Annotated in this window: 14 protein-coding genes; 13 read left to right on the top strand and 1 reads right to left on the bottom strand. The window is 41.2% G+C overall.

What is annotated here, in order from left to right; translation table 11 throughout:
- Positions 1-17: 17 nt before the first annotated feature.
- The 6 genes from mnmG to AC2YHV_RS17735 all read left to right on the top strand — a co-directional run bounded on the left by mnmG (position 18) and on the right by AC2YHV_RS17735 (position 6520).
- A complete protein-coding gene (gene mnmG, locus AC2YHV_RS17760) occupies positions 18-1904 on the top strand; it encodes a tRNA uridine-5-carboxymethylaminomethyl(34) synthesis enzyme MnmG (RefSeq protein WP_063574569.1) in 1887 nt (628 codons plus the stop codon).
- 29 nt (positions 1905-1933) lie between these two features.
- Complete coding sequence (rsmG, locus tag AC2YHV_RS17755) at positions 1934-2650, top strand: 16S rRNA (guanine(527)-N(7))-methyltransferase RsmG (protein WP_034316171.1); 717 nt, start codon at positions 1934-1936, stop codon at positions 2648-2650.
- Between the two features lie 381 nt (positions 2651-3031).
- The gene (gene noc, locus AC2YHV_RS17750) at positions 3032-3892 is read left to right on the top strand and encodes a nucleoid occlusion protein (RefSeq protein ID WP_034316169.1); all 861 of its coding nucleotides are present in this window, start codon (positions 3032-3034) and stop codon (positions 3890-3892) included.
- Between the two features lie 259 nt (positions 3893-4151).
- Positions 4152-4913, top strand: a complete 762-nt coding sequence (locus tag AC2YHV_RS17745) for a ParA family protein (RefSeq protein WP_034316249.1) — start codon at positions 4152-4154, stop codon at positions 4911-4913.
- A complete protein-coding gene (locus AC2YHV_RS17740; protein WP_063574570.1) occupies positions 4906-5766 on the top strand; it encodes a ParB/RepB/Spo0J family partition protein in 861 nt (286 codons plus the stop codon). Before AC2YHV_RS17745 ends, AC2YHV_RS17740 begins: the two co-directional genes overlap by 8 nt.
- A 52-nt stretch (positions 5767-5818) precedes the next feature.
- Positions 5819-6520 (top strand): DUF554 domain-containing protein, encoded by a 702-nt coding sequence (locus tag AC2YHV_RS17735; protein ID WP_053536996.1) that lies wholly within the window; start codon positions 5819-5821, stop codon positions 6518-6520.
- A gap of 49 nt (positions 6521-6569) precedes the next feature.
- On the opposite strand, the gene yyaC is transcribed toward AC2YHV_RS17735, so the two are convergent.
- A complete protein-coding gene (gene yyaC / locus AC2YHV_RS17730) occupies positions 6570-7205 on the bottom strand; it encodes a spore protease YyaC (protein WP_053536995.1) in 636 nt (211 codons plus the stop codon).
- A gap of 371 nt (positions 7206-7576) precedes the next feature.
- Between yyaC and AC2YHV_RS17725 the strand changes: the two genes are divergently transcribed.
- The 7 genes from AC2YHV_RS17725 (at position 7577) to AC2YHV_RS17695 (ending at position 12444) form a co-directional block, all read left to right on the top strand.
- Positions 7577-8413: a mechanosensitive ion channel family protein gene (locus tag AC2YHV_RS17725; protein ID WP_487373717.1), complete on the top strand. Its 837-nt coding sequence runs from the start codon at positions 7577-7579 to the stop codon at positions 8411-8413.
- Positions 8414-8433: 20 nt separating this feature from the next.
- On the top strand, positions 8434-8631 hold the full coding sequence (locus tag AC2YHV_RS17720) for a DUF951 domain-containing protein (RefSeq protein ID WP_034316158.1): 198 nt from the start codon (positions 8434-8436) through the stop codon (positions 8629-8631).
- Between the two features lie 167 nt (positions 8632-8798).
- A complete protein-coding gene (gene ychF / locus AC2YHV_RS17715) occupies positions 8799-9899 on the top strand; it encodes a redox-regulated ATPase YchF (RefSeq protein WP_034316156.1) in 1101 nt (366 codons plus the stop codon).
- Positions 9900-10093: 194 nt separating this feature from the next.
- On the top strand, positions 10094-10378 hold the full coding sequence (rpsF, locus tag AC2YHV_RS17710) for a 30S ribosomal protein S6 (RefSeq protein ID WP_034316153.1): 285 nt from the start codon (positions 10094-10096) through the stop codon (positions 10376-10378).
- Between the two features lie 69 nt (positions 10379-10447).
- Positions 10448-10972: a single-stranded DNA-binding protein gene (gene ssb / locus AC2YHV_RS17705; protein ID WP_487373716.1), complete on the top strand. Its 525-nt coding sequence runs from the start codon at positions 10448-10450 to the stop codon at positions 10970-10972.
- Between the two features lie 48 nt (positions 10973-11020).
- The gene (rpsR, locus tag AC2YHV_RS17700) at positions 11021-11260 is read left to right on the top strand and encodes a 30S ribosomal protein S18 (protein WP_053348323.1); all 240 of its coding nucleotides are present in this window, start codon (positions 11021-11023) and stop codon (positions 11258-11260) included.
- Between the two features lie 236 nt (positions 11261-11496).
- On the top strand, positions 11497-12444 hold the full coding sequence (locus tag AC2YHV_RS17695) for a YybS family protein (RefSeq protein WP_487373715.1): 948 nt from the start codon (positions 11497-11499) through the stop codon (positions 12442-12444).
- The last annotated feature ends 1 nt before the right edge of the window (position 12445 follow it).

The raw sequence follows: 12445 nt of genomic DNA, 5'->3' as shown, positions 1-12445 counted from the left end.
AAAAGGAGGAAAAGGATATGCAATACGAAGCAGGTAGCTATGATGTCATTGTTATTGGTGCCGGTCATGCTGGCAGTGAGGCAGGCCTTGCAGCAGCAAGAGTAGGAGCTAAAACGTTGATGATCACCATTAACTTGGATATGGTCGCCTTTATGCCATGCAATCCCTCCGTCGGCGGACCGGCAAAAGGGATAGTCGTTAGGGAAATTGACGCTTTAGGCGGTGAAATGGGAAGAAATATCGACAAGACCCATATTCAAATGAGGATGCTCAATACGGCAAAAGGTCCGGCCGTTCGTGCGCTGCGGGCGCAGGCAGATAAATTTCTCTATCAGCAAGAAATGAAAAAGACGATAGAAGACCAAGAAAATTTGACATTGATTCAAGGAATGGTAGAGGAATTAATTGTTGAAAACGACGTATGTACGGGTGTCATCACTAAAACAGGCGCGGTGTACCGTGCGAAAACTGTCGTAATCACGACGGGAACATATTTACGCGGTGAAATCATTTTAGGGGAACTGAAATATTCAAGCGGCCCTAATAATCAGCAGCCTTCCATCAGGCTTTCTGAACACTTGGAGCAGTTAGGATTTGATTTGGTCCGTTTTAAAACAGGAACGCCTCCACGTGTGAATAGTTCTTCCATAGACTACAGCAAAACGGAAATTCAGCCTGGCGATGAAGTGCCTCGTGCCTTTTCTTATGAAACGACAAAGTTCATAACGGATCAATTGCCATGCTGGTTAACGTATACGAATGAGGGTACACATCAGCTCATTGATGAGAATCTACACCGTTCACCAATGTATTCCGGAATGATTAAAGGAACCGGACCGCGTTATTGTCCATCGATAGAAGATAAAGTCGTTCGTTTTAATGATAAGCCACGGCATCAAATCTTCTTGGAACCTGAAGGTCGCAATACAAAGGAAGTTTATGTGCAAGGTTTATCCACCAGTCTGCCTGAAGATGTGCAAGTGAAAATCCTGCAAACAATTCCGGGACTTGAAAAAGCGGAAATGATGCGTGCTGGATATGCAATTGAATATGATGCCATCGTTCCTACGCAGCTATGGCCTACACTTGAAACGAAGAAAATCAAAAATCTATATACTGCAGGTCAAATTAACGGGACATCCGGCTATGAAGAAGCAGCAGGACAAGGATTGATGGCCGGTATTAATGCAGGGTTGAATGCAATGGGGAAGGAAGAACTGATTTTAAGCCGTTCGGATGCCTATATTGGTGTTCTCATTGATGACCTTGTAACGAAAGGCACGAATGAACCATACCGATTGCTGACTTCACGTGCAGAATATCGTTTATTATTGCGTCATGATAATGCCGATCTACGCTTAACGGAAATTGGATTCAATATCGGAATGATCAAAGAAGAACGCTACAAACGTTTCCTTATGAAAAAAGAAGCGGTTGAACTGGAAAAGGAACGATTGAAATCAAACTTCATCAAACCGACCAAAGAGGTGCAAGAAGTCATTACTGCAAGTGGCGGCAGTGAATTAAAGGATGGAATCCGTGCCTCCGATTTATTGAAAAGGCCTGAAATGGATTATTCCCATATTCAGAAGTTGGCGCCAAGTGATGTCGAACTGAGTGAAGAAGTGACGGAACAGGTCGAAATCCAGATCAAGTATGAAGGATATATCGAAAAATCCTTGCAGCAAGTCGATCGCCTGAAAAAAATGGAGAACAAAAAGATTCCAGAGAATATCGATTATGATGCAATTTCTGGTCTTGCAACGGAAGCACGTCAAAAACTAAAGCAGGTCCACCCGCTATCAGTAGCTCAGGCTTCAAGAATTTCCGGTGTGAATCCTGCTGATGTTTCCATTCTGCTTGTTTATTTGGAACAAGGTAAGATTGCCAGAGTATCTCAGTAACGGAAATACCCGAAAAGGATTGAAAAAACATGAATATTGAACAGTTCCAACAAGCACTGCTGGAGAAAGGGATTGAGCTTTCTCCTCAACAGCTTGATCAGTTTGACACGTATTATCGATTATTGGTGGAATGGAACGAAAAGATGAACTTAACGGCCATCACAGATAAAGAAGAAGTTTATCTAAAGCATTTTTATGATTCAATCAGTGCAGCCTTCTATTTCGACTTTAACGAATCCTATCGAATTTGCGATGTTGGGGCTGGAGCTGGATTTCCGAGTATTCCATTGAAGATTTGTTTCCCTGATATCCACGTCTCGATTGTGGATTCCTTGAATAAGCGAATTTCTTTTTTGAATCACCTTGCGGATTCATTGCAATTAAAGGGAGTTTCCTTTTATCATGACCGGGCGGAAACCTTCGCCCAAAAACCGGAGCATCGCGAATCCTATGATATTGTCATGGCGAGGGCGGTAGCCAGGATGTCGGTTTTAAGTGAACTATGTTTGCCGCTTGTTAAACTGGATGGGACGTTCATTGCCATGAAAGCGGCTAGTGCACAAGATGAAATGGACACAGGGAAGAAGGCCATTTTTACATTAGGCGGAGAAATCGAAGAAATTCATCCTTTCACATTGCCAGAGGAAAATAGTGAAAGAAACATCATTACTGTAAAAAAAGTGAAGAAGACTCCTAAAAAATACCCAAGAAAACCAGGGACACCGAATAAGCAGCCTATTGAATAACCTCTGTACGATAAAGTATGTTTTCATAGTAAGAGCAGAGGATTCAGATATATATGGCTGGTACTTGCCCTTATTTTCTTTTACTATAAGTGTATGACCTTATTATTTTCACTTAATACTGCATTTGCCAACAAGAAGGCATTTTCGGTACAGGTTATGACGTGTGCCCTTAGCTTGCTGATTCAGGGAAATAATTTTGGGAAAGCCGGCTGATATTTTTAAAAACTGGCCGTCGACCCTCATTATTGCCTTGATGGCGCCAGTCGACATGTTTTTTACAGTGAAGGGACATATGTATAACCATGTCGGGAAATGTATGCAGGACTTGTCCTTTAAATAGAGAATATGTTATTTGGGAGTTTTAAAAGGTGGTGTAGGAAGATGAAGCATCCTTTTTCGCGGTTCTTTGGGTTTGGCGAAAAGGAAGAAGAGCAACTAGAGATGGAGACACCTAGCAATAATAATGAAGAAATAAGAAAAATTTCCATTTCCGACATTGTGCCTAATCGATTTCAACCAAGGACCGTTTTTAATGACGATAAAATTGCCGAATTGGCTCAAACGATCCATACACATGGGATCATTCAACCAATTGTAGTAAGGGCTTATGGTCAGGGAAAATATGAAATCATTGCAGGTGAGCGTCGTTTCCGGGCCATGCAAAAGCTTGGCTGGGAATTGGCACCTGCTATAATCAAAGATTTCACCGATACAGAAACGGCTTCCGTTGCGCTGATAGAAAACCTTCAGCGTGAAGAACTGACACCGATTGAAGAAGCTTTGGCTTACGGAAAACTATTGGAGCTGCATAGTTTAACCCAAGAAGCCCTGGCACAAAGACTGGGAATTGGTCAATCCACCGTGGCGAATAAGCTTCGGCTGCTTAAGCTGCCGCAGGAGGTTCAGGATGCACTTCTTCAAAAGCAAATTACGGAACGCCATGCCCGCTCGTTGATACCGTTAAAGAGTCCTGAAAAGCAGTTGAAACTGCTTTTGGAAATCATCGAAAAAGGGTTAAACGTCAAGCAGACCGAAGAGCAGGTCGTCAAGCTCTTAACGGGTACTGTGCAGAAGCCGAAACCTAAGCGAAAAGCGTTTAGTAAAGACATGAGGATTGCCGTGAATACCATCCGCCAATCGCTCAGTATGGTTACAGACAATGGAATAAATCTGGATGCAGAGGAAGAAGAATTCGAGGAGTATTATCAATTCACGATTAAAATACCCAAGAAAAAAACTTGATTCCCCATCCTTAGCCCGCTTGGTAGTCTCCGATTACCAAGCTTTTTTTATTTTCTCTCCAAACTGGCATTTTCCACTTTTAAAACATTCAACTTTTCCTGGATTTTCAATGCTTTTAGAAGTATTTCAAATTTTAAGAGGAATTTAAGAAAACGATTTCTTCCAGTAACATTCATGATAAAATAGAAAGAAATAATTGGATTCACGGTAAAAGTCAATAGATATAGCGTCATGAAGATAGTTGAAAGCGGGTGAATTCGTGGGTAAGATTCTCGCCATTGCCAATCAAAAGGGCGGTGTTGGAAAAACGACAACTTCTGTCAGTTTAAGTGCTTGTCTTGCATACATTGGACAGAAAGTCTTAATGGTCGATATTGACCCGCAGGGAAATGCGACAAGCGGTGCAGGTATTGACAAAGCAGATGTGGAACAATGTATTTATGATGTATTGGTTGATGATGTTGAGGCCAGTACCGTAATCATGGAAACAAAGGTGGAAAACCTATATGCTATACCTGCGACAATTCAACTTGCAGGTGCAGAAATTGAACTTGTTCCAACCATCTCAAGGGAAGTCCGATTAAAAAGGGCGTTAGAAGAGGTGCAAAGCCAGTATGATTACATTGTGATTGACTGCCCTCCATCATTGGGTTTGCTTACGCTTAATGCCTTAACGGCTGCCGATGCTGTTTTGATCCCAGTACAATGTGAATATTATGCATTGGAGGGTTTGAGTCAACTATTGAATACGGTCCGCCTCGTCCAAAAGCATTTGAACCATGATTTGAAAATCGAGGGTGTGCTTTTGACGATGTTGGATGCAAGAACAAATTTAGGTCTCCAGGTCATAGAAGAAGTCAAAAAATACTTTCAGGATAAAGTCTACCAAACCATCATTCCCCGCAATGTCCGTTTGAGTGAAGCACCGAGCCATGGAGAACCGATAATTATATATGATCCAAAGTCACGAGGGGCGGAGGTCTATCTAGAATTGGCAAAGGAAGTGGTATCAAATGGCTAAAGGGCTTGGCAAAGGACTTAACGCACTTTTCAACAGTGGGGAGATCAGTAAAGATGAAATCGTGCGCGAAATCAAATTAAGGGAATTAAGGCCAAATCCTTATCAGCCCCGAAAGAGCTTTCGGCTAGAAGCTATAGAGGAATTAAAGCAATCCATCATGGAGCATGGGATATTACAGCCGATTATTGCCCGGAAAAGTATTAAGGGATATGAAATCGTGGCTGGGGAAAGGCGTTATCGTGCTGCCAAGGAAGCTGATTTAAAGACAGTTCCGGTCGTTGTGAGGGAATTGAGTGAACAGCAGATGATGGAACTGGCCATTTTGGAAAACCTGCAACGGGAAGATTTGAATCCGATCGAAGAGGCTGCCGCTTATCAAACGCTTCTTGAAAAATTGGAATTCACCCAGGAGCAGCTGGCCAATCGGCTGGGAAAAAGCCGACCCCATATTGCGAACCATCTTAGATTACTATCTTTGCCTGAAGGAATTAGGAGATATATCTCTGACGGGGAAATATCCATGGGACATGGCCGGGCATTGCTGGGTTTAAAGAAAAAAGAGATGCTCAAGCCGGTAGCGGATAAAGTCCTCAAGGAAGGTATGAATGTCAGACAGCTGGAGCAGTATATACATCAATTGAATGATACCGTTTCACGTGAAACCAAACCTAAGAAACAAGAGAAAAAAGATATCTTCATAAAGCAAAGGGAGACAAGTCTGCGTGAAAGACTAGGAACGAGCGTAACGATAAAACAAAGCAAGAAAAAAGGAAAAATAGAAATAGAGTTCTTTTCAAAAGAAGATTTAGAGAGAATTTTGAACTTGATCGATCAAGAGAACCTTTCCTCTTAGATCCCCTTATGAAAAGATCATGAAGACATATGCAGAAAATTAGGTGGATGAGATGGTATTATTAGGGGCTTTGGTGAACGGTGCCTGCATTTTAATCGGCTCGATTTTAGGAAGGTTTTTACAACATATACCTGAGAAGATTAAAGAAACGGTCATGAGCGGTATCGGTTTAGCCGTGATGGTTTTAGGTTTGCAGATGGGGTTTAAAAGCGATAATTTCCTTGTTGTCATTTTAAGTATTGTCGGCGGGGCGGTCCTCGGTGAATGGATGAATCTTGAGGGCAGGCTTAATTCTTTAGGCAATTGGATTGAACGCAGGATGAAAGCGAAGGAAGGAACCTCGATATCTCAGGGGTTTGTAACGGCTACGCTCATATTTGGAATTGGGGCGATGGCCATTATTGGTGCCCTGGATAGCGGTATCCGGAATGATCACGACGTTTTGATAACAAAGGCGATAATCGATGGATTCACAGCACTTGTCCTCGCCAGCACGTTAGGCATAGGGGTACTTTTTTCAGCATTTCCTATCATTCTTTATGAGGGATTCCTGGCGGTTTTTTCAAGGCAAATCAATACGATGATCCCATCTGCATTAATGGATTCCTTCATATTGGAAATGACGGCAACTGGCGGTGTCATGATTTTGGCGATTGGTTTGAATATTATCGGTGTCACCAAAATCAGGGTGGCGAATCTGCTTCCGGGCATAATGATCACGGCCATTCTGGTTACTTTCATGTATTATGTATAAAAAAGAAGGAAGGGGCTGGCCCCTTCCTTCTTTTTTATGAAAAAACCGATCAAAGGGTTTTTTCTTGCTTGAATGACCATGTGAAAGGAGTGATGGAAGGTTTTATTGGATAATGGTTTTGTGCTTCATAAATCCCCTCGGCAATGGTTTTCGCCATTTTTAGCACAAGATTAAGACGCGTGTTCTGCAAGACCATGAACTCCATGAATCCACTTACATTCACGATTCCTGTAATATGGGCATTTCCGACGGAAGGAAGGTCTTTATTGACCCCGGCACCCGGCTTAACTGGTCCCTGGCCGATCTGCACGATGCCGACGCTTTTCATTTTCCCCAAGCAAGCATCGATTCCGACTATAAAGGCATTGGCATGCAGCTTTTTAATTTCATTTAATTTTTCCTGTAAATTCATCGCATGTATAGGGTCATCCAGAGTACCATAAACATGGAATGAAGAAGAACTGTTTTCAGCCTTTTCACTAAGCAGAGTGCCGACAAGTGGTCCGAGTGAATCGCCTGTGGAACGGTCTGTGCCTATGCAGACGATGACGATTGGTTGAAGCTTTCCTGTTGGGAGGAGGTTGATTAATTCCTGGGAAATTTGTTTGGATGCATCCGTATCTTCATGCAGGATGCGACTTAATCTATTTTTATTATTATTAAATAGACTAGAATTCAGATTCATCGGCTCAACTCCTTTACTTTATTTGGTATTACAGTATACGGATAAAAAGGGGAAAATATACGGTATTTAACATGATGGGTGAGGGAATTTTTTGCAAAACATGCAAACAGGTGAAGGGGATATGAATCGACGTTATCCTCTACCAATTGCTTTCATCTATACTTTCTAGTAAATAATCATTTGAATGTTCGGGATAAAATTTCTAAATTCTATTAACTATATACCCATAATTTTTTTGTACAGAAACCATTATTTATTGATAAAATAGAGAAAATCTCGCTATTTCATGGTTACCTCCATGCATGGAGGGTAGAGGAATACGTCGAAGATATAATAGATTTGCTGTTATTTGCATTAGGCAGGAGGAAAATATGGATCGCATTTATGATAGTGTTGCAAAAGAGATATTGGATGAAAAGATATGGCTGCTGATGGGCGAGGGTATTATTAAAATCTTCCTTGTTCTGCTGTTATCGCGTATTATTATTACAATAGGAAAGACTATTCTGAATAAATTTTTCAAAGCACGTTTAAGAAGTCCCATTCGGGTAACGGAACGCAGGGAAGCGACACTCATTAAATTGCTGGAAAATATCATTACCTATGTCATCAATTTCATTGCCTTGTTGATGATTCTGGAGATTCTTGGTCTTCATGTAATGCCATTACTCGCTGGTGCCGGTGTTCTCGGTTTGGCCATTGGATTTGGCGCACAAAGTTTGGTCAAGGATATAATTACCGGGTTTTTCGTTATCTTTGAAGATCAGTTCTCGGTTGGGGATTATATTAAAATCAATACTTTTGAAGGGGAAGTCATTGAAATCGGGCTTCGTACGACGAAAATTAAAAGCGGTGTAGGTGAATTGCACTTCATACCCAACGGCAGCATCATCCAGGTTACGAATTATTCCATTTTAAATAGTATGGCAATTGTTGATGTGACCATACCTAACGATGGATCGACCGAGCGTGCTGAGAAGGTGCTGAAAGATCTTTTAAACAGTATGGCAGGCAAATACGAAGCCTTGATCAAAGCACCTGAATTTTTGGGAATTGAAAAAATCAGTCCTGAAGAAATCGTCTTTCGGATTAACGCGGAAACAAAGCCGATGCATCATATTGAAATCAGTAGGATATTAAGAAAAGAAATAAGTGCTGCGCTTGATGCAAGTGGGATTAAATCTACGTACAATGGCAGCGAGTCATAGGAATTGGGGGGCTCATGATTATGGAAGAAAAGGAATTTGCACTTAAGGATATTGTGGAAATGAAGAAACCACATCCCTGTGGAGTGAATAAGTGGAGAATTATACGGCTCGGAATGGATATCCGGATAAAATGTGAAGGATGCGGTCATAGCGTGATGCTGCCTCGACGTGAATTCGCGAAGAAAATGAAAAAAGTTCTGCAAAAGCATGAGGAGTGATCATGCTTTTTTTTTTGGAGTGAAAGTAGTCCGGCGTTTCTCATGATTTACTTGTCTTTTTAGGAAGCGAAATCTATAATTGGGAAAGGTTTAGGTATTGGATGGTCTTTATAGAAGATCAGTTCTTTTCCCATATGTACGAATCATCTTGAAGGAGTGAAATATAAATGGCTTTAACAGCTGGTATAGTCGGTTTGCCTAACGTAGGTAAATCCACTTTATTTAATGCAATAACTCAGGCAGGTGCGGAATCTGCCAACTACCCTTTCTGTACGATCGACCCGAATGTAGGGATTGTGGAGGTGCCAGATCACCGTCTGCAAAAATTGACTGAATTGGTAAAACCGAAAAAAACGGTTCCGACAGCATTTGAATTCACGGATATCGCCGGGATTGTAAAAGGGGCAAGTAAAGGAGAAGGTTTAGGTAATAAATTCCTTTCCCATATCCGTCAAGTGGATGCAATTTGTCAAGTCGTCCGTTGCTTTGCAGATGATAACATTACCCATGTTTCCGGAAAAGTAAATCCAATCGATGATATCGAGGTCATCAATCTTGAATTGATCCTTGCCGATTTGGAATCTGTTGTCAAACGCATCGACCGTGTCGGAAAAATGGCCAAGCAAAAAGATAAAGCCGCTGTGGCAGAACATGAAATCCTTGTGGCTTTAAAAGAAGCATTGGAAGATGAAAAGCCTGCACGTTCCGTCGAGTTTACCGAAGAACAGCAAAAAATCGTGAAGGGCATGCATTTACTTACAGCTAAGCCAACGCTTTACGTGGCGAACGTGAGCGAAGATGAAGTGGCGAATGCTGACGATAATGAATATGTTCAGCAAGTTCGTGAATATGCCGCTAAGGAAAATGCCGAAGTAATCGTGATTTGTGCCAAAATCGAGGAAGAAATTGCAGAGCTTGAAGGTGAAGAAAAGGAAATGTTCCTATCTGAACTTGGCATCGAGGAGTCAGGTCTAGATCAGCTGATCCGTGCTTCTTATAATCTGCTTGGATTGGCAACATACTTTACAGCTGGCGTACAGGAAGTGCGGGCTTGGACATTCCGCAAAGGAATGAAAGCCCCTCAATGTGCTGGCGTCATTCACACGGACTTCGAACGCGGTTTCATTCGTGCCGAAACGGTTTCTTATACCGATTTACTTGAAGCGGGTAGTCATGGTGCCGCAAAAGAAGCGGGTAAGGTTCGTTTGGAAGGTAAAGAATACATCGTTAACGATGGCGATGTTATCCATTTCCGTTTCAACGTATAAGAATCAAAGACCCTACCATTCCATATGTAGGGTCTTTTTTATAGACTTAAATCATTAGATTACATTTAATTGTAATAAGTCGAACCGTTCGTTGCAAAGCCTCTTTAACTATGCTATAATTTTATCTTGTGAGTAATTATAAATAATTGCTCCTTGCCCAATTGGGCCGCTTAGACCAAAAGGAGGTGACAGTGATGAGAAAATACGAAATTATGTATATCATCCGTCCAAACATTGAGGAAGAAGCTAAAAAAGCTTTAGTTGAACGTTTCAACACAATCCTTTCTGATAATGGTGCGGAAGTAGAAGCAAAAGAATGGGGTAAACGCCGTCTAGCATATGAAATCAATGATTTCCGTGATGGTTACTACATGCTTCTTAAAGTTAACGCTGAAAGTGCTGCGATTCAAGAATTCGATCGTCTAGCTAAAATCAGTGAAGACATTATTCGCCACATGGCTACTAGAGAAGAAGTTTAATTCGACAATTAATATAAATTCTAATCTTGTTTCACATGAAACAAGCTTGAAACCTAGGGGTTGATTCTGATGATGAATCGCGTAGTTTTGGTAGGACGCTTAACTAAAGATCCTGAATTACGATATACACCTAATGGAGTTCCCGTAGCTACCTTTACTTTAGCTGTCAACCGTAGTTTTACGAATCAGCAAGGTGAACGTGAAGCGGATTTCATTAACTGTGTAGTTTGGCGTAAACCGGCAGAAAATGTAGCTAACTTCTTGAAAAAGGGCAGTTTAGCTGGCGTGGATGGACGTGTCCAAACACGTAATTATGAAGGACAAGACGGCAAACGCGTATATGTGACGGAGATTCTGGCTGAGAGCGTTCAATTCCTTGAACCACGAAGCAGTTCAGCGGGTGAAAGAAATGAAGGCGGTTCTTACGGTGGAGGTCAAAGAAGTTATAGTAATAACGGAAATGACAACAATTCGTATGGACAAAATCCTAATCAGAATCAACGAAGCAATAACAACTACACTCGTGTAGATGATGATCCATTTGCAAATGACGGTAAAACAATCGACATTTCAGATGACGATCTTCCGTTTTAAACAGCCGTTTAAAATGAAAATTCAAAAAAGCAGGGAGGGAAATATATTATGGCAATGGGTGGACGTAAAGGACGCGGTAAGCGTAAAAAGGTTTGTTATTTCACATCTAATGGAATCACTAAAATTGATTACAAAGATACAGATCTTCTTAAAAAATTCGTCTCAGAACGCGGTAAAATTTTACCACGTCGTGTAACTGGCACAAGCGCTAAATATCAACGTAAATTAACGATTGCTATTAAACGCTCACGTACTATGGCATTACTACCATACGTATCTGGTGAATAATAAATTGGCACGTTGAGGAGTTATCCTTAATGTGCCTTTTTTAATAAGTTTTCACTTATGCCTGTAAACCGCTGAATTGCGGTTTTTTTATTTCAGAAGGAAGTTATCCGCGCGTTTTCCTCAGAAAAAATAATCATATCCCAAAAAAGACTGTGATGTTTGAAATATCCTGGCCGTAACGGATACAATATAAAGATGGAGATTAGACATCAATCATAACAGGGGGTGAAATAAAGATGAATAGCGGGAGACGAATTGCCGAGGGCGGAGCACTTCTGGCACTATATTGCATTTTATTGTTCATCACCATTCAAATCCCACCATTGGGTATTTTCACTACTTTCTTTTTACCCATTCCATTTATACTGGTCACAATCAAACAAAAGTTATCGTGGAGCCTTGGTTACTTATTTGTAGCCTCGTTATTGTCGATCCTCATCGGGACGATATTGTCTGTTCCGCTGACCTTGCTCATGGGGGCAACGGGAATTGCGATCGGCTATTTTTTGAAAAAGGACAAACCGATGGCACCTATGTTCATAAGCGCAGTCCTTGTCTTTCTGGGGGGCATTTTATTAATGTATGCAGCTTCAGTGTTGATTACGGATGTTAATTACATAGAAGAATCGATGAACATTCTTGAGGGGTCCATTGAAAATTCAATCGGCATCATGGATACCTTTGGACAGGCACCGACAGAGCAAGTCAAAAAGCGGATGTATGAATCGATCGATATGATGAACACGCTGATGCCAAGTTTGTTCGTCTTGATGTCCGTCATCATGGTTTTATTGATTTTCTTTGCAGCGCATCCCATTGTGAAGAGGTTCAGTGATAAGGCGTTAAAATGGCCTCATTTTCGAGATCTGCGACTCCCGAAAAGCCTTTTATGGTATTATTTAATTACGATGCTTCTTGCTCTTTTTGTGAATACGGACAAGAACAGTTTTGTATATATGGCCATAACGAACCTATTTTTCATACTGCAGTTCTTCATTTTATTACAAGGATATTCCCTGATATTCTATATCGCTCATGTTAAGTCATGGGTTAAGGCGATACCTGTTTTAATTGTGGTTTTTTCTTTGCTTCTGCCGATTCCGATTATAACGACGGCCGTCCGATTTTTAGGTATAATAGATTTAGGCTTTCCTTTTAGGGAGACAATCAAGAAAAAGGAATAGA

The organism is Peribacillus sp. SRI_006, assembly GCF_057586375.1.
The sequence above is the reverse complement of the archived record's forward strand: the minus strand, read 5'-3'. Positions and strand labels throughout refer to the sequence as shown.